Annotated in this window: 16 protein-coding genes; 8 read left to right on the top strand and 8 right to left on the bottom strand. The window is 66.4% G+C overall.

Going from position 1 to position 18,210, the window contains the following annotated elements; all coding sequences use genetic code 11:
- Positions 1-7: 7 nt before the first annotated feature.
- The 6 genes from GGR73_RS16450 (at position 8) to glpK (ending at position 7,036) form a co-directional block, all read left to right on the top strand.
- Complete coding sequence (locus GGR73_RS16450) at positions 8-811, top strand: GntR family transcriptional regulator (protein ID WP_184457918.1); 804 nt, start codon at positions 8-10, stop codon at positions 809-811.
- The gene (locus GGR73_RS16445; RefSeq protein WP_065047047.1) at positions 804-1,787 is read left to right on the top strand and encodes a PDR/VanB family oxidoreductase; all 984 of its coding nucleotides are present in this window, start codon (positions 804-806) and stop codon (positions 1,785-1,787) included. The genes GGR73_RS16450 and GGR73_RS16445 overlap by 8 nt, the downstream gene beginning before the upstream one ends.
- Before the next feature lie 55 nt (positions 1,788-1,842).
- Complete coding sequence (locus tag GGR73_RS16440; protein WP_104590995.1) at positions 1,843-2,670, top strand: DeoR/GlpR family DNA-binding transcription regulator; 828 nt, start codon at positions 1,843-1,845, stop codon at positions 2,668-2,670.
- 222 nt (positions 2,671-2,892) lie between these two features.
- The gene (glpD, locus tag GGR73_RS16435; RefSeq protein ID WP_184457916.1) at positions 2,893-4,407 is read left to right on the top strand and encodes a glycerol-3-phosphate dehydrogenase; all 1,515 of its coding nucleotides are present in this window, start codon (positions 2,893-2,895) and stop codon (positions 4,405-4,407) included.
- Positions 4,408-4,584: 177 nt separating this feature from the next.
- The gene (locus GGR73_RS16430) at positions 4,585-5,403 is read left to right on the top strand and encodes an MIP/aquaporin family protein (RefSeq protein WP_016904933.1); all 819 of its coding nucleotides are present in this window, start codon (positions 4,585-4,587) and stop codon (positions 5,401-5,403) included.
- 133 nt (positions 5,404-5,536) lie between these two features.
- Positions 5,537-7,036, top strand: coding sequence for a glycerol kinase GlpK (glpK, locus tag GGR73_RS16425; RefSeq protein WP_047126261.1), 1,500 nt, complete (start codon positions 5,537-5,539; stop codon positions 7,034-7,036).
- Positions 7,037-7,172: 136 nt separating this feature from the next.
- On the opposite strand, the gene GGR73_RS16420 is transcribed toward glpK, so the two are convergent.
- Both GGR73_RS16420 and pobA read right to left on the bottom strand, forming a co-directional pair.
- Positions 7,173-7,685, bottom strand: coding sequence for a nuclear transport factor 2 family protein (locus GGR73_RS16420; RefSeq protein ID WP_016903479.1), 513 nt, complete (start codon positions 7,683-7,685; stop codon positions 7,173-7,175).
- A gap of 258 nt (positions 7,686-7,943) precedes the next feature.
- Complete coding sequence (gene pobA / locus GGR73_RS16415) at positions 7,944-9,128, bottom strand: 4-hydroxybenzoate 3-monooxygenase (RefSeq protein WP_184457914.1); 1,185 nt, start codon at positions 9,126-9,128, stop codon at positions 7,944-7,946.
- A gap of 98 nt (positions 9,129-9,226) precedes the next feature.
- On the opposite strand from pobA, the gene GGR73_RS16410 reads away from it, so the two are divergent.
- A complete protein-coding gene (locus GGR73_RS16410) occupies positions 9,227-10,123 on the top strand; it encodes a helix-turn-helix domain-containing protein (protein WP_184457912.1) in 897 nt (298 codons plus the stop codon).
- 305 nt (positions 10,124-10,428) lie between these two features.
- On the opposite strand, the gene GGR73_RS16405 is transcribed toward GGR73_RS16410, so the two are convergent.
- From GGR73_RS16405 to GGR73_RS16380, 6 genes are all read right to left on the bottom strand, one after another.
- Positions 10,429-11,910 (bottom strand): benzaldehyde dehydrogenase, encoded by a 1,482-nt coding sequence (locus GGR73_RS16405; RefSeq protein WP_184457911.1) that lies wholly within the window; start codon positions 11,908-11,910, stop codon positions 10,429-10,431.
- A gap of 28 nt (positions 11,911-11,938) precedes the next feature.
- Positions 11,939-12,706, bottom strand: coding sequence for a coniferyl-alcohol dehydrogenase (locus tag GGR73_RS16400; protein ID WP_184457909.1), 768 nt, complete (start codon positions 12,704-12,706; stop codon positions 11,939-11,941).
- 33 nt (positions 12,707-12,739) lie between these two features.
- The gene (locus GGR73_RS16395) at positions 12,740-13,768 is read right to left on the bottom strand and encodes a SphA family protein (protein WP_425523989.1); all 1,029 of its coding nucleotides are present in this window, start codon (positions 13,766-13,768) and stop codon (positions 12,740-12,742) included.
- 121 nt (positions 13,769-13,889) lie between these two features.
- Positions 13,890-14,366: a MarR family winged helix-turn-helix transcriptional regulator gene (locus GGR73_RS16390; RefSeq protein ID WP_126965400.1), complete on the bottom strand. Its 477-nt coding sequence runs from the start codon at positions 14,364-14,366 to the stop codon at positions 13,890-13,892.
- A 585-nt stretch (positions 14,367-14,951) separates the two neighbouring features.
- The gene (locus GGR73_RS16385; RefSeq protein ID WP_184457907.1) at positions 14,952-16,196 is read right to left on the bottom strand and encodes an HD-GYP domain-containing protein; all 1,245 of its coding nucleotides are present in this window, start codon (positions 16,194-16,196) and stop codon (positions 14,952-14,954) included.
- 138 nt (positions 16,197-16,334) lie between these two features.
- Positions 16,335-17,645 carry an MFS transporter gene (locus GGR73_RS16380; RefSeq protein WP_184457905.1) on the bottom strand — a complete coding sequence of 437 codons (1,311 nt, stop codon included), beginning with the start codon at positions 17,643-17,645 and terminating at the stop codon, positions 16,335-16,337.
- Positions 17,646-17,693: 48 nt separating this feature from the next.
- Here GGR73_RS16380 and GGR73_RS16375 point away from each other — a divergent pair, with 48 nt between their 5' ends.
- A complete protein-coding gene (locus GGR73_RS16375; protein WP_184457902.1) occupies positions 17,694-17,954 on the top strand; it encodes a hypothetical protein in 261 nt (86 codons plus the stop codon).
- The last annotated feature ends 256 nt before the right edge of the window (positions 17,955-18,210 follow it).

The raw sequence follows: 18,210 nt of genomic DNA, 5'->3' as shown, positions 1-18,210 counted from the left end.
GGTTTCCATGTCACCCGCCACCCCGTTTCGCAGCAGTGCCGCGCAGACCACGCGCGCACTGCTGTCGCTACGCGAACTGATCCTCGACGGCACCCTGCCGGCTGGAACGCGCTTGTCCGAGCTGGCGGTGGTGCAGCGGCTGGGCATGTCGCGCACGCCCGTGCGCGCCGCGTTGCAGCGGCTGTGCGAAGAAGGCCTGGCCAGCGCACTGCCCGGCGGCGGCTATGCGGTGCAGGCCTTCAGCGACCGCGATGTGCACGATGCGATCGAACTGCGCGGCACGCTCGAGGGCCTGGCCGCGCGCATGGCGGCCGAGCGCGGGGCATCGGCCGCGGCGCTGGCCCAGGCACGTCAGCTGCTGGACACGCTCGACCGCATCGTCGGCTCGCCGCTGCACGCCATCGACTTCAGCGCGTACGTGCAGGCCAATGCGCAATTCCACGCGTTGCTGGTGGCCATGGCCGGCAGCGATGTGCTGGGCCGCGAGCTCACCCGCGTGCTGCAGCTGCCGTTCGCCTCGCCCAACAGCCTGGTCATGGCGCAGACCACCAGCGCCGAGGCGCGGCTGATCCTGACCCTGGCACAGGACCAGCACCGTGAAGTCCTGGCCGCCATCGAAGACCGCCAGGGCGCGCGCGCCGAAGCGCTGATGCGCGAACACGCACGGCTGGCCCATCGCAATCTGCGCCACGTGCTGCAGACCCCGGCGGCGATCACCCAGGTGCGCGGCGGCGCATTGATCGGCCGCGCCCATCCCGCCACTGCCGGCAGCAGCCGGCCCACCCCTCTGCCTGGAGTTCCCCATGCGTAAAGACACCCAGTGGCACCGCGCCCATGTGGTCAGCATTGCCGACGCCTGCGAGGGCGTGCGCGAAATCGTGCTCGACCCGGGCACCGCGGCACGCGGCTTCGAGGTCGGCAGCCATCTGGATTTTCGCGTGCAGCTGCATGGCCGCGCCGACGTGCGCTCGTACTCGCTGGTGGGCGAGCCGCGTGCCGACGGCCACTACCAGATCGCGGTACGGCAGATGCCCGACAGCCGCGGCGGCTCCCGGCACATGTGGACGCTGCAGCCCGGCGATGTGGTGGAGATCTCCCCGCCCAGCAACAACTTCGCGCTGGACGAGGGCGGCGAGGAGATCCTGCTGATTGCCGGCGGGATCGGCATCACCCCGATCATCGGCATGGCGCAGCGGCTGGCGCGCCGGCACCGCGCGTTCCGCCTGCTGTATGCCGGGCGCACGCGCCGTGCGATGGCCTATGTCGACGAACTGGAAGCGCTGCTGGGCGAGCGCCTGCAGCTGCAATGCGACGACGGCGCCGGCCCGGCGGATCTTGCTGCCGAGCTGGCGCGGCTGTCTCCCAATGCCGAGGTGTACGTGTGCGGCCCGCTCGGCATGCTCGAGGCGGTGCGCCAGCACTGGCACGCCGCCGGGCGTCCGCGCGCGCGGCTGCACTTCGAAACCTTCGGCAACAGCGGGCGGGTGCCGGCGCAGGCGTTCGTGGTCAAGCTGCCCGGGCTCGGCCTGGAAGTGCCGGTGGCCGAGAACGAATCGATGCTGGATGCGCTGGCCGACGCCGGAGTCGAGCTGATCGCCGAATGCCGGCGCGGCGAATGCGGGCTGTGCGCGGTCGAGGTGCTGGACAGCGCGGCCGATATCGATCACCGCGATGTGTTCTTCAGCGACGAACAGCGCCGCGAGAACCGCAAGCTGTGCGCCTGCGTCTCGCGCGCGGTGGGCGGCAGCATCAGCATCGATACCGGCTACCGCGGCGAGCTGGGCTGAGCGCAGCCATCCACACGCCGGCGCTCGCGCAGCGCGTGTTTGCATCCTCACGCGCATGCGCGATCATCTGCGCATGGAGTCGACTCACTACAGGACGGTCCCGGCGCCGGCACTCAACCCGCGCCAGGAACAATTGGTGGCATTGGTGCGGCAGCAGGGCTTTGCCGAGGTGGAAGGGCTGGCGACGCGCTTCGAGGTGACGCCGCAGACCATTCGTCGCGATCTGACCCTGCTGTGCGATGCCGGCGTGCTGCGCCGCTATCACGGTGGCGTCAGCATGCCCTCGAGCGTGGAAAACCTGGCCTACACCGCGCGCAAGGCGCTGCAGGCGCGCGAGAAACAGCACATCGCCGCGCAGGTCGCCCGCTTCATTCCCGACGATGCCTCGTTGTTCATCAACCTGGGCACCACCAACGAAGAGGTCGCGCGCGCCTTGCTGCAGCACCGCGGCCTGCGCGTGATCACCAACAACCTCAACGTGGCGGTAATGCTCAGTGCCAACCCCAGCTTCGAGGTGATCGTGGCCGGTGGCGTGGTGCGCGGGCGCGACCAGGGCGTGACCGGCGAGGCGACGGTGGAGCTGATCCGGCAGTTCAAGGTGGACTTCGGGGTGATCGGCATTTCCGGCATCGATCTGGACGGCACCTTGCTGGACTTCGACTACCAGGAAGTGCGCGTGGCCCAGGCCATCATCGAGCACTCGCGGCAGGTGCTGCTGGCCGCCGACCACAGCAAGTTCGGCCGCAACGCCATGGTGCGACTGGGCGCAATTGCCCAGGTGCACGACTGGTTCACCGACCGGCCGCCGCCACAGGAACTGGCCGCCGTGCTGGCCGAGGCCGGCACCCGCGTGCATCTGGCCGAGCCTGGCAACGCCGGCTGAGCCAATTGTTCGTTTTTGTGCGTTTACGGTGCGGAGTGCCGATCTGATCGCCTAATGATCTGCTCTGGTTATCGAAATTCCGGCTTCGATAGGCCAATTTACTCTTTATTCGCCTAGCTCCCAGGCCTCATGGCTCTTCACGTCCCGAAAAGGTTTGATGTTCGAATATGTTCGAACATGACAACTTGGGTTCGCTACTGGCGCGCCCGGACGGAGACACCGATGGGCGAGACATACGATCTTCTGGTGATAGGCGGCGGCATCAACGGGGTCGGCATCGCCCGCGATGCGGCCGGGCGTGGCCTGTCGGTGTGCCTGTGCGAGCAGGACGATCTGGCCGCGCATACCAGCAGCGCCAGCACCAAGCTCATTCACGGTGGCCTGCGCTACCTGGAGCAGTACGAGTTCGCGCTGGTCGGCAAGGCGCTGGCCGAGCGCGAGGTGTTGCTGCGGCTGGCTCCGCACATCATCTGGCCGCTGCGCTTCCTGCTGCCGCATCAACCGCATCTGCGCCCGGCCTGGATGATCCGCGCCGGGCTGTTCCTGTACGACCATCTCGGCGGCAGCAAGCGCAGTCTGCCGCGCTCGCGTCGGCTGTCGCTGCGCACGCACCCGGTGGGCCAGCCGCTGCAGGAATCGCTGCGCACCGGCTTCGTGTACTCCGATGCCTGGGTCCAGGACGCGCGGCTGGTGGTGCTCAATGCGATGGACGCCGCCAGGCGTGGCGCACAGATCCGCACCCGCACACGCTGCGTCGGTGCCTGGCGCGATGCAGGCTTCTGGTACGCCGAGCTGGAAGACCGCGACGGCCGCCGCCGCACCGTGCAGGCGCGTGCACTGGCCAATGCGGCCGGGCCGTGGGCGGTGTCGTTCCTGGACAAGGTCGCCGCAGTGCCGCACAAGCACGCACTGCGCCTGGTCAAGGGCAGCCACATCGTGGTGCCCAAGTTGTTCGACCACGACCACGCGTACATCTTCCAGCAACCGGATCGGCGCATCGTGTTCGCCATCCCCTACGAGCACGACTTCACCCTGATCGGCACCACCGACGTGGATTACCAGGCCGACCCCGCCGCGCCCAGGATCGATGCGGCCGAAGTGCAGTACCTGTGCGATGCGGTGAACCTGTATTTCCAGCAGCAGATCGCCCCCAGCGATGTGGTGTGGAGCTATAGCGGCGTGCGTCCGCTGCTGGACGACGCCGAGGACAACGCTGCCGAAGTCACCCGCGACTACCAGCTGGAAGTGCTCACCGACGGCGCGCCGTTGCTCAACGTGTTCGGCGGCAAGCTCACCACCTATCGCAAGCTGGCCGAAGAAGCGGTCGACCGCCTCACCCAGGCGCTGGGTGCCCGCAAGCCGGCATGGACCGCACGCGGCGATGCATTGCCCGGCGGCGAACAACGCGATATCGCCAGCCTGCTCGAACGCGTGCGCAATGCATACCCATGGCTGCCGGCGCCGACCGCGCAGCGGCTGGTACGCAACTACGGCACCTGTGCGGAGCAGCTGCTGGGCCAGGCGCAGGACATCGGCGCCCTGGGCACGCACTTCGGCGCCGATCTGTACCAGGCCGAGGTGGATTACCTGCGTGCCCACGAATGGGCCGTCACTGCCGACGACATCCTATGGCGCCGCAGCAAACTCGGCCTGCGCATCGACGCGGCCGGGCACGCACGCCTGGAGGCGTATCTGCAGACACACTCGGTGCGGCAGGCGGACGGCGTGCCGGCCTGATCGAACCACGTTGCCGGCGAGGACGGGTCGCGCGGCAACGTATCCTGGCGCATTCGCCAGCATCATCCTGAGTCACGTGGAGGGCACCCTGATGAGCATCACCGAAGACCCCTGCGCGCCAATGCGCGCATCGCACCACCCTGCCTGCATCATCGCCGTCGGCGCGAGGACGCGCGCATGAGCCGCCAACTCGTGGGTGAGTTGATCTCCGAAGCGGTGGCGATGTTCATCATCATCGCGCTCGGCGATTCGGTCGCGGCGATGTACGTCCTCTACGACCCCAGCCCGTACCAGAACGCCTATTGGGGCGTGTGCATCGCCTGGGGCCTGGCGGTGACGCTGGCGATCTATGTCACCGGCTCGGTGTCCGGCACGCATGCCAACCCGGCGGTGACGCTGGCGCTGGCGCTGTTCCGCGGTTTCTCCTGGAAGAAGGTGCTGCCGTACTGGGGCGCGCAGGTGATTGGTGCGTTCCTGGGCGCGGCCATCGTCTACCAGTTGTACGGCCCGGTCATCGACCACTACAACCAGGTGCAGCAACTCACCCGCGAAGCCGGTGGCGCCGCCGGGGTGTTCTTCACCGCGCCCGGCCTTGCAGTCACGCCGATGCATGCGCTGGTCGACCAGATCATCATCACCGCGTTCCTGATCTTCGGCATCTTCGCCATCACCGAACAATTCAACGAAGCCGCGCCGACCGCCAACTCCGGCGCGCTGATGATCGGCCTGCTGGTGGCGACGCTGGGCGCGTCGATGGGCTATCTGGAAGCCTGGGCGATGAATCCGGCGCGCGATTTCGGCCCGCGTCTGTTTGCCTACCTTGCCGGCTGGGGCGAGGCCGCGTTGCCTGCCAAGGACAATTACTGGTGGATTCCCATTGTCGGCCCGTTGATCGGCGGCCCGATCGGCGCGCTCGCCTACCAGTGGCTGATCCTGCCGTTCCTGCCGGCACGCGTGCGCCATCTGCAGGGCGGCAAACCGCTCGATCCGCGCTGATCGCACCGCTGCACGACTGACAGCACGGCGCCGCCGCCGGGCAGGCTGGGTTTTATCGGCCTTTCGCGCAGCGGCGTGCACTGCCCCCTTTTCTCGCCGTGCGCCAGCGCCGGCATTGTTCGAGGAATCTCCGATGGAAAAGCAATACGTCCTTGCGATCGATCAAGGCACCACCAGTTCACGGGCGATGTTGTTCGATCGCAACGGCAAGGTGGCCGGCGTGGCGCAGCGCGAGTTCGGCCAGATCTTTCCGCAGCCGGGCTGGGTGGAACACAACCCGCGCGAGATCATGACCAGCGTCTACACCACGATCACCGAGCTGCTCAACAACGCGCAGATCGATGCGCGCTCGATCGCCGGTATCGGCATCACCAACCAGCGCGAGACCGCAGTGGTATGGGACAAGGCCACCGGCCAGCCGATCTACAACGCCATCGTCTGGCAATCGCGGCAGACCAAGGACATCTGCACGCAGCTCAAGGAGGCCGGGCACGAGCAGATGGTGCGCGACAAGACCGGCCTGCTGATCGATGCGTATTTTTCCGGCACCAAGGTCAAATGGATCCTCGACCACGTCGACGGCGCCCGCGAGCGCGCGCGTAACGGCGAGCTGGCCTTCGGCACCATCGACAGCTGGCTGATCTGGAATCTCACCGGCGGCAAGGTGCATGTCACCGACTACACCAATGCCTCGCGCACGCTGATGTACAACATCCATACGCTGGAGTGGGACGCCGAGCTGCTGGCCATGCTCGACGTGCCGAAGGAGATGCTGCCGGAGGTGCGCTCGTCCAGCGAAATCTACGGCATGACCCAGACCCAGTATTTCTACGGCGAGCAGGTGCCGATCGCCGGGATCGCCGGCGACCAGCAGGCGGCGCTGTTCGGACAGGCCTGCTTCGAGCCGGGCATGGCCAAGAACACCTATGGCACCGGCTGCTTTGCGCTGATGAATACCGGCGACAAGGCGGTTGCGTCCAAGGCCGGTCTGCTGACCACGATCGCCTGGGGCATTGACGGCAAGGTCGAGTACGCGCTGGAAGGTTCGATCTTCGTCGCCGGCTCGGTGGTGCAGTGGCTGCGCGACGGCTTGCGCATGCTCGGCAAGGCCAGCGACTCGCAGGCCTATGCCGAACGTGCCGGCGACAACGACGGGGTCTATCTGGTGCCGGCCTTCGTCGGCCTGGGCGCGCCGTATTGGCGCAGCGATATCCGCGGTGCGGTGTTCGGGTTGACCCGCGGCACCACCAAGGAACATTTTGTGCGTGCGGCAGTGGAATCGATGGCCTACCAGACCCGCGACGTGTTGACTGCGATGCAGGCCGATTCGGGTATCGAGCTGAAGGAACTGCGCGCCGACGGTGGCGCCATCGCCAACGACTTCATGGCGCAATTCCAGAGCGACATGCTCAACGTGCCGGTGCTGCGCCCGGAAGTGGCCGAAACCACCGCGCTTGGCGCGGCCTATCTGGCCGGCCTGGCGACCGGGTTCTGGAGCAGCCGCGAAGAGATCGCCAAGCAGTGGGCGGTGGATCGCCGCTTCGAGCCGACCATGCCCGACGACAAGCGCGAACAACTCTATGCCGGCTGGCAGCAGGCGGTGGAAGCGACGATGGGCTTCCGCATCAGCTGAGCGCTGCGCTCAAAAAGACAACGCCCGCCATCAGGCGGGCGTTGTCGTTTCCGTCAACCACTTGCATGGTTGCTGACGAGCTGCATGGATCACGCATTGCAGGGCTGCACGCTGCAGCCCTGCAATGCAGCAGCGATTACTGGCCGCCGCTATTGGCGCGGCCGGCAATGGTGTCCGGATCCCAATGCTCCTTGATCAGGCCTTTTTCGATGCGGAACATGTCGAACCAGGTGGTGGTGTAGGTGGTGCCCGGTTTGTTCGGATTGGGCAGGGTGCGTACCGACACCAGCGTGACCAGATCGCCGTCGGCAGTGATGGCCACCAGCGGCAGCTGCACGCGCGGCTGCACCGGCGTCGGCTTCACGAAGGCGGTCAGGAAGGCAATGAACGCATCGCGGCCATTGGCCACATTCGGGTTGTGCTGGATGTAGTTCTTGTCCATGTACATCGGCGCATACTGCACCTGGCCGGCTTCGAACACGATGCGCCAGAAATCGTAGACCAGCCGCTTGTTGGCGGTTTCATACCAGGTGGAGCCAAGCAGCATCTTCTGGTGGTTGGGATTTTCCGTCACTGCGGTCTGCGCGAACGCAGCCACCGGCGCCACCAGCATGACCAGCAGCAAGGCGCGTGAGAACAGCTTATTCATGGAAGACTCCTTACGTGGAGACGGGCGCTGTGCCGGCCGGGTGCCAACACGGTGCACCGTTGATTGGGGGACGACGCGCCTTGGCATACAGGGTTGTTCACGCGTCGCCGCCAGCCTAACGGCCGCGTCCGCTCGCCCGCTAGCCGCCCTGGAGTGCACCAGGGCACCTGCGGTATTGGTGGTAATCAGAAGATAACCACGGCAGTCGGTTTTCTCGCGCGCACGCACGAGGCGTCTCGGCGGCAACCATCGCTACGCTCAATCCGGCAGCTCCACCAACGGCAAGCCTGCATAGTTTTCGGCCAGGGTGGCCCGCCCGGCCTCGCTGTCCAGCAGATAATCCAGTTCTGCGGCATGAATGCGTGCGGAGAACGCGTCCTGGTCGTCGAAGGTATGCAGCAAGGTGGTCATCCACCATGAAAACCGTTCGGCCTTCCATACCCGCTGCAGCGCCAGCGCCGAATACTGTTGCAGCACCGTGGTATCGCCACGCGCGTTCCAGCGCTCGAACAATTGCGCCAGCAAGCCGACATCGGCCAGCGCCAGATTCAGGCCCTTGGCGCCCGTAGGCGGCACGATATGCGCCGCATCGCCGGCCAGGAACAGGCGCCCGTACTGCATGGGTTCGGCGACGAAGCTACGCAACGGCGCAATGCTCTTCTCGATCGACGGCCCGGTGAGCAGTTGCGCAGACAAGGCGTCTGGCAGACGCGCACGCAACTCATCCCAGAACGCCTGATCGCTCCATGCCTCCACCCGCGCATCGGCCGGCACCTGCACGTAATAGCGCGAGCGCGTCGGCGAGCGCATCGAACACAAGGCAAAGCCGCGTGGGTGCTGCGCGTAGATCAACTCGTCGTTGACCGGTGGGGTGTCGGCAAGCACGCCAAGCCACCCGAACGGGTACATCCGCTCGAACAGGCGCAGTCGCTCCGGCGGGATGCTGGCGCGGCTGATGCCATGGAAGCCGTCGCAGCCGACGATATAGTCGCAGTCGATACGCAGGCGCTGGCCATCGTGGGTGAATTCCACCGCAGGCGCGTCGCTGTCCACTCCGCACAGTGTCACGTCCTGCGCGCTGTAATACGTTGGCGCAGCGCCGCGCGCACGGGCTTGCATCAGATCGGCAGTGACCTCGGTCTGGCCGTAGACGGTCACGCTGCGTCCGCAGCCGCGCAGCAGATCGATACGCTCCCGCCGGCCATCCAGCGACAGTTCGAAGCCGTGATGCGGCAAGCCTTCGCGCTGCACGCGTGCGCCAACGCCTGCCCGCTGCAGCAGCGCCACGCTGCCCTGTTCCAGCACGCCGGCGCGGATACGCCCCAACACATGCTCCGGGGTCTGCCGCTCGATCACCACGGCATCGATACCGGCCCGCAGTAACAGCTCGCCCAGCAACAGGCCGGAGGGGCCGGCGCCGATGATCGCGATCTGGGTTCGCATGCAATGCTCCTGCCTCAGCCGACGGATGCAGGCCAGTGTGGGTAGCCAAGCACATGCTTTGAAGGGATGATTACGTGCAGTGCTTGGACTTTTCGACGATGCCCACACGCGCGCACGCCACTGCCGCAGCTACTGCGGTTCCCGCCTTCGGCCTGTATGGCGAACAGCATGCCGACACGCCCGAGCTGTTGCACTGGGAGTCAATTGCCGCACGCAGCCGGCTGCATGACTGGCGCATCGCCCCGCACCGGCACGAAGACCTGGCGCAACTGCTGTATGTGCAACGCGGGCCGGCGACACTGCAGCTGGATGGCCGCAGCCAGCGCGTGCGTGGCGCAAGCGTGATCTGGCTGCCACCGCTATGCGTGCATGGTTTCAAATTCGATCCACAGGTGCGCGGCCACATCATCACCGTGTGCATGCCCTTGGTACGTAATGCCTTGAGTGCCGCGCCACTATTGCAGCGTGCACTGACCGTCCCGCACGTCCTGCACGCACACCATGCACGCGGATTGCTCGACGTGCTGTTCGCCAGCATTGCCGACGATCACGCATACCGACGCATCGGCCACGAGGCCGCATTGCACGCCGCCGCAGCGCAGCTGTTGATCTGGACCGCCCGCACGGCGCTGGAGCACGCACAGGATGCGGCTGCGGTGAGCCCGTACGCCGACCCGGCACTGCGCCATCTGCGTGGTTATCAGGCCTTGATAGACCAGCACTACCGCGCGCACTGGCCGATCTCCCGCTATGCCGAGCAGCTGGGTCTGACTCCGGGCCATCTCAACGCGTTATGCAAGCGACTGGCCGGCGCCTCGGCACTGCAATTACTGCAGCGCCGGATCATGCTCGAAGCACGCCGCAGCCTGCGCTACACCAGCCTGAGCGTGCAGCAGATCGCCGCCAGCCTTGGATTTTTCGACGCTGCGTACTTCAGCCGCTACTTCGCACGCCATGCCGGCTGCTCGCCGACGCAATTCCGCGCTGGCGAGTAGGAGCGGCTGGTCTGGAGCTTGGCGGCCGAGCCCTTGCGATAGCTCAATCGTAGAGCGGTTGATCTGCAGCTTTGTTGCACGGCCCTTGCCCGCCCACCATCGCAGGACACGCCGCAAGTACATCCCTGTACGCGGCATCCATGCCGCGTAAGGTCACGCGACGGCGGGCGGGCAAGGCCCAGTTGAGATGGTCGGTGGGCAAGGTTAAGAGCGGTGCGCTTGGACAACGCAGATAGATCAGCCCCAAAGCGGCTGATCCACGGCTCGCCTGCAGCCCCGCTGCCCGGTCGGTTGCGACGCGCCGGTCAGAACGGGTACTGCGGCACTTCGTTCTTGATCGTCAGCCATTGCCAGTGGGTGTACTGCTCCCAATCGGCCGGTCCGCCGACACTGGTGCCGTTGCCCGACGCGCCGGTCCCGCCGAAGGGATTGATGACTTCATCGGCCACGGTCTGATCGTTGATGTGCAACAGGCCGGTGTGCAGCTTGTCGCCCAGGCGCATCGCGCGCGACACCGACGCCGACAGGATGCCCGCAGCCAGACCGTACTCGCCATGGTTGGCAAGTTCTGCGGCTTCGTCGTCGGTATCGAACACGGTGATGTTGATCACCGGGCCAAAGACTTCTTCGTCGAATGCACGCATGCCCGGACGCACGTTGGACAGCACCGTCGGTGCATAGAACAGGCCTTCGTTGCTGGCGCCGGCCTCCACCACCGCACCGGCGGCGATGCTGTCGTCCACGATATCGATCACCCGCTGCAGCTGGCGCTGGTCGATGATCGGGCCCAGTGCCACAGTGCCGCTGACCGGATCGCCGACCGGCAGATGCCTGGCTTTTTCGGCCAGCCGCTGCGTGAATGCATCGGCGATCCCGCGCTGGACCAGCACGCGGCCGGTGGCCATGCAGATCTGTCCCTGATGCATGTAGGCGCCGAATGCCACTGCAGCGGCGGCCTTGTCCAGATCGGCGTCGTCGAGCACGATCACTGCGTTGTTGCCGCCCAACTCCAGCGACACCTTCTTCAAATGCCGGCCAGCGATCTCGCCGATGCGCCGCCCGGCCGCGGTGGAGCCGGTGAAGGCAATCATCGGGATATCCGGCGATTCGACCAGCGCCTGCCCGATGGCGGCATCGCCATGCAGTACATGCAACAGTCCCTTCGGCAGGCCCGCTTCTTCCAGCACCTGCGCGATGACCACGCCACCGGTATATGGCGTGCGCGGGTCGGGCTTGAGCACCACTGCATTGCCCATCGCCAGCGCCGGGGCGACCGAGCGCAGCGACAGGATCAGCGGGAAATTGAACGGGGAAATCACTGCGATCACGCCCAGCGGCAGATGCCGCGCCAGGCTGAGCTGACCGGCGCCCGTCGGCAGCACCTGGCCGACCGCCTGCAGCGGCAGCGCCGCAGACTGCTGGTAGATCACCACCGACTCGTTCACTTCGCGCTGGGCCTTGGGCAGGATGCCGCCGGTTTCGCGCGCGATCAGCAGTGCCGCTTCGGCACTGCGCGCTTCCATCAGCTGCGCGGCACGGTGAAACACCGCAGCGCGCTCGCGCGGCGCAGTGGCTGCCCAGACACGCTGCGCTTTTTTCGCCAGCGCCACGGCAGCGGCGACATCGGCCAGGTCGGCCTTGCCGACTTCGTGCAGCAGAGTGCCGGTGGCCGGCTCGATGATCTGCGCGGTGCCGCCGTTGCCGGGCACCCAGTCACCATTGAAGATGCAGCCATGCCAGGCCGGAGCGGCGCTTGCGGCAATGGCGGTATTGGGGAGAGCGTTCATGGTCTAGCCTCCTGCTGAGGGGGTGGTGTTACAGAGTGGTGGACGCCAGCCCGCCATCGACCGGCAGGGTGATGCCGTTGATCCAGCGCGCCGCATCGGAGGCGAGAAACACGATGGCCTCCGCCACCTCGTCGGCATAGGCCGGCCGCGTCATGCGCTTGGCATCTTCCTTGACGCGCTCCTCGCCGAGCATGGTGACGAAATCGCCAAGAATCGGCGTAAACACCGGCCCCGGCGAAACGTTATTGACGCGCACGCCGTGCTCGGCGAACCAGGGCCGCGACTGCAGCAGCGTCCAGACGATCAGCGCTTCCTTGAAGTACTGGTAGCAGGTGTCGTGCGCCACCGGATGCGCCTGCAGCCATGCATCGCCAGATGTAAAGCTGTCGGTGGCGGCCAGTTGTTTGTGCAGTTCCAGGCGCTGCGGCCACTCGGCGCCCAGGATGGAAGCCACATTGATGATGGAACCGCCGGGCGTGAGACGCGGCAGCAGCGCCTGACTCAAATGGCGCAGGCCCAGATAGTTGACGCGCGCCACCACCTCCAGCGGCGCGGTACCGGGGACGCCAGCCACATTGGCCAGCGCATCGATACGCGCCGGCAAGGCCTGCACCAGCGCATCGATGGACGCCGGATCACCGAGATCGGCCTGGTGGAACCCGTGCAGCGACATCTGCACCGGCGTGCGATCGACGCCGATCACCGTGGCGCCATGAAAGCGGGCCAGACGCGCGACTTCGGCACCGATGCCCGATGCCACGCCAGTGACCACGATGGTCTTGTTCTGCAAATTCATTGCCACTCTCCGAAGAGGCCGGCCGTGCCGGCGCTAGAACACATGGACGTACTGCAGGTTGACGTTGTTGCCGGAGGCGGCGTTCTTGACCTCCACCGGCAGATACACATTGGCAAACAGCATGTTGTTGGCATCCATCCGCCACACGCCGCCGGGGCCGGCATAGAACACGCTCTGGCGGGTATCGGCCACGCGCTGCCCATTGGTGCGGTTGTCGCGGAACTGGGTGAGGTAATAGGCATTCACGCCAAGCCGGATGTCGGGTACCACTTCCCAGGAGGTGGCGAAGTTGATCCAGCCCGCGTCGCCGGCCTGGCCGTTGCGGAACTCGAAGCCCGGCGGCAGGTTTGGGCGCCGCTCGCTGCGAAAGTTGTAGATGTAGTTGATGCGTGCGCTGACTTCCCAGTTGGGCGTCGGGAACACGGTGAACGCATATTGCGGCACCAGCGACCAGTAGCCGGCGCCCTGATTGAGGTCGCGATCGCGGTCGAACTTGCCGATCGGCGCGATCGCATCGATTTCGAAACGCTGCGAAAACACCGGCCTGCCATTGCGGATCACCGGCAGCATCTGCAGGTACGGGCCGAAGGTCAGGTCACCCACGCCGGCGCCGTTGTCGCGCAAGCTGGCAATGCTGTTGCGCCCGAACGAGGCATCCAGATTGATCAGCGGCAGCAGCGTGTTGATGCCCACTGCGCCGCCGAAGAGCGTGTACGGGGTGACATAGGCGACCTGGGTCAGCAGCAGGGTCGAATCGATGCGTGGGCGGTCGAACACCGGCACGTCGTTGCCGCGCGAATCCTTGATCGCGTCCAGTGAGCTCTGACGCAGATAGGTGACCACCGCCCAGCCGGGCGTGGTGCGGGTGAAACCGTCCAGATAGCTGGTGCCGCCGGTATTGATGCCGTTGGTCAGCGTCGTACTCTGCGGCAGGTTCTGTGCGCCGGCCGTGCCGGCAGCAAGCAGCGACAGCATGCCAAGCGCTGCGCGGCGCAGTGCCGACGCGCGGGAAGACAACCCAGACAGGACCGATCGATAGCTCACTGCGAACATCTCCAGCATTGGGAGGAACAGCGGGAACTGCGGCGGGACAACGGTCAGGCAGGCGCGATCGACACGCCGGCAACGGCGCGTGCGCAGGTCAACAGGAAAGCTAGCCGTGCGCCTGCACGGCAGCGGCGGATTACAGGGTGTCCAGGCGGTCCAGCCGGTCGAGTGCGCGCAGCAACGGCGCCTCGCTGCTGCCCAGCACCACGCTGAGCTGCTGCTCCATGCGCAGCACTTCGGCCTCGGCAGCGCTCAGCAGGGTCACGCCGGCGCTGGTCAGCGACAGATGCTGCATGCGTCGGTCCTGGCGTCCACGCACCTGCCGCAGCAGGCGGCGCTTGACCAGGCGTGCCACCACGATCGCCAGGTTGGGCGCCGACACGTGCAGCACGTCGCCGATCTGGCGCTGGTTGATGCCCGGGTTGCCGTCCACCAGCATCAGCAGCGAGAAGTCGACCGGCTTGAGGTCGAACGCAGCCACGCAGTCCTGAAACATCCGCCGCACCAGCAACTCGGTGCGGGTGATGCGGTAGCCCAGCAGCCGCAGCAGGCGTGCCTGATCCACCGTGGTGACGGCATCCGGCAGCGGTACGGCAGTGGCAGTGACGGACATGACGGTTCTCGCAGCGAAGACGACAGGCGGACCGGTGCGCGCAACGCTCACCGCCCGCAACGCCGATCCGCGGCGTGAGCTGCATTGTAGACGCGCGCAGGCATGCCGATGTGGGCGTGGCCGCCAGCCACGTGGCACCGCCGTGCAGGCAGGCCGCCACAGGCTGGTGCCAGTCCAGCGCCAGCACGTGGCAGCCGCATGCGGCAGCACGCAGGTATGGGAAGCGACGGTCATCCAGGCACGGCTGCGACATGGGATCCGGGGTCGGCAAGTGATTGCGTTCCGGAATAGTTATGGATCATAACTACATTGCCAAGCTGCAGCGCAGCATGGTCGCGCTCGCCAGGTTGACTACGCGGGTCAATGGGCCTGGCGGGCGTGGTGGCAACGCCTGTGACAGGCACGCCGGGCACAGGTGCGCGCGGCATGCCGGGCCTGGCAGCGGTGGTAGCAATCACGACGGCAAGGCTGCCGCCGTCGCCAGACGACGCCTGCGGACCCAGCCCACTCGCCCAGCGCATCTCCGCGCCAGGTAGGCCGCGTGCATGCGTGCGGCCTGCGGCCTGCGGGTTACGGGGTTACGGATTACGGCAGCCAGAGCTTCTCGAGATCGCGGAAGCCCCAGTCCGAGGGGCTTTCCATCTGCGCGATGCGGTCCTGGCAGTCCGGGCGCGACAGGTCGATGTCCTGCACCAGCACATGGCTGCGCAGCTTGGCCGAATAGAACACGCGCACCTTGGGCTTGAGCAGCGCATCGGGGGTCTGCTCGATCACCACCGCCAGTTTCTGCGACTCCAGCCGCACCAACGAGCCGACCGGATAAATCCCCAGCCGGCGCACGAAGGCCTGGAACACCACCGGGTCGAAGTGCCCCTGCCACGACGCCATGCGCTTGAGCGATTCGGCCGGATCCCAGCCGCGTTTGTAGGGGCGGTCCGAGCTGATGGCATCGTACACATCGCACACCGCGCCCATCCGCGACATCAGCGCGATGTTCTCGCCCGCCAAGCGGTTCGGGTAGCCGCTGCCGTCCATCTTCTCGTGGTGGTGCAACGCGATCTCCAGCACCACCGCGTTCTGCACCCCGCCGGCCACCAGCAGGCGATGACCGTCCAGCGGGTGCTGGCGCATGATCGCCATCTCTTCGTCGGTGAGCTTGCCGGGCTTGTTGAGGATGTCCAGCGGCGTCACCGCCTTGCCCATGTCGTGCAGCAGGCCGCCCATGGCCGCCTCGACGACCTGCCCTTCGGGCAGACCGAGCTGGCGCGCCAGCCCGCTCATCAGGCCGGCCACCGCCATCGAATGCAGATAGGTGTAGTCGTCCGCGGTCTTGAGCCTTGCCACGCTGATCAAGGCCTGCGGATGCCGCAGGACCGAATCGTTGATGGCTTCCACCAGCGGCATCGCCGCCTCGGTGTCGACGGTGCGGCCAAGCCGCACATCGCGGAACATCGCCTCGACCGTATCGCGGCCGTCTTCGAAGATCTTGCGTGCGCGCACCACTTCGGACTCGATGCCGACCTGCGCGGTGACGCTATTGGTCCGCGCGGTGCGCGTGGCGGTGGCCGGCTCCGGGGGTTCCGGTGCCGGCGGCGGCGGTTGCTCCGGCTCAGGCTGCGGATCGGGCGCGTCCGGCGCCGCCGTTTCCAGGTCCAGGCCACGCGCGGTATCGATCACCAGTTGCTCGATCCGGCTGCCATGGATCTTCTCCACGTCGTCCGAATCGACCAGGAACGAGGTCTTCCAGAACGGGTGGTGCACCCACGCGCCCAGCAGCTTGTAGACATACATGCCGGGGCGGAGTTGGTCTGAATCGATGGTTCTGAGCATGCCGGCGCTGATCTGCAAATGGTCCGCGGAAGAGCCCGCCACGACGATGGAGGGTCTGTCGGGTTATCGGCAGTGCGCAGGATTTCTTTGGTCCGGTAGAACTCGCTCGCGCCGCGCGGCGACCGCCGGCTGAGCAGTTCAGCGCGCCGGCAGGCGCATGCCCAGCACGGCGATGGCCGCGAGCAGCAGCGGCACGCTGCAGGCCAGGTACAGGGCCGCCGGCGACCAGCCCGCATCCACCAGCACGCCCACGCACAGCGGCGAGGCGATCGCACCGAAGCGGCCCACCCCGATCGCCCAGCCCATGCCGGTGGAACGCACCGCCGCCGTGAAGACCACCGGCGCCACCGCATACAGCCCGGCGATGGCGGCAAACAGCGCCGCGCCGCTCAGCACCGCAATGACGAACGCCCAACCCAGCACCGTGCTGTACCAGCCAAAGGCCAGCAGCGCCAGCGCCGACAGCCCCAGCACACCGGCGGTCAGCCACGACAGCCGCGCACGCGCGGCCAGCGCGCTGAAGATCGCACCGCCGGCGATCCCGCCCAGATTCAACAACACGCCACCGGTCACGCCCTGCTCTGCCGACAAGCCGGCCACGACCAGCAGCTTCGGAGTCCAGCTGAGCACGAAATAGAACGCAAACATCAGCAGAAAGAACGCCAGCGCGATCAACAGCGACTGCCGCCGCAATGCCGGCACGAACAAGGCCGCATAGCCCCGCGCCCGACCGGAGCCATGCGGCGGCGGTGACGGCAGTACCGCCTGCGGCGGCATGCCCATACGCGCAAGCACTGCGTTGAAGCGTGCGCCTGCGTTGGGTGGGCGACGCGCGATCAGAAATTCCAACGACTCGGGCAAAAACGCCAGCACCAAGGGCACACACAGCAGCGACCCGAGCGCGCCGAGCACGAACACCGCGTGCCAGGACCAGTGCTGCAACAGCAGTGCTGCGATCGCGCCGCCCAGCGTCGCGCCGATCGGATAACCGGTGGCCTGCAGCGCCAGTGCCGTGCTGCGCCACTGGGCGGTGGAATATTCGGCAGCGATGACCGCAACGCAGGCCAGCATGCCGCCGATGCCGATCCCGGTAAATGCACGCAACGCGCCGAGTTGCCACACCCCGGTGGCCAGCGCCGAGGCGCCCATGCCCACGGTCAAAATCGCCAGGCATGCCAGGATCGTCGCGCGCCGCCCGATGCGGTCGGCCAGCGGCGCCAACAGCAACGATCCCACCGCCATGCCGACCAGGCCGGCACTGAACAAGGCCCCGAGCAGCTTGCCCGACAACTGCCACTGCGCCGACACATGCGGGGCGGTGAAGGCCATCGCCATCACATCGAAGCCATCGAGCATGGTCAGCAACACGCACACCGCCACCGCCCTCCACTGAAACCGCGTCATGCGTTGCAGTACGAAGGGTGCAGGTGTTGAGGTACGTTGTAGCATCGGAGTTTCCTGCGGGAAGACGAGCGTGTGTATTGCAGACAGGGACGCATGGTGGCCTTGCATCGACATGAATCTATCCGCCGCCACGATGACGGCGACCACCAGGAAACCAACTTCGCGCTGCGCGACAACGACCAGCGCGACTTCACGCACGCTAGGTCCATCGCAGACATCGTTCAATCCGGATTACCACAGTGCTGTGCGTTTATCGGACGCCACGGGCAAGCGCTTCGCCTGGGCACCCGCGCGTTCGGCAATCCGGCGAATGCGTGCCTTGTCACACGCTCCTACTGCAAGCGCGATCAGTGACCTACGACAGCTCCTGCAATGCCGCATAGAAAAGCTGGGGCATGCCAGGCGCCGTGCCGATCTCTCTGTCCGACCAAGCAACCATGCATGCGGCAGCCGATGCCATGGTGACGCAGCGCATGCAACGCTGAAGGCCAATCCCATGCTTCCTCACACCGCTGTGCAGTGGCCGTGCACTGGCTGTGCCCTGCGGGCGCGTCATTGCACAACCAAGAAAAAACCTATTGCCTGACACTCCCGGAATATGCTGACGCAC

The sequence above is a fragment of the Xanthomonas sp. F14 genome, assembly GCF_014199865.1.
Note: the sequence above shows the minus strand (reverse complement) of the source record. Positions and strands in the feature narration are given on the sequence as shown.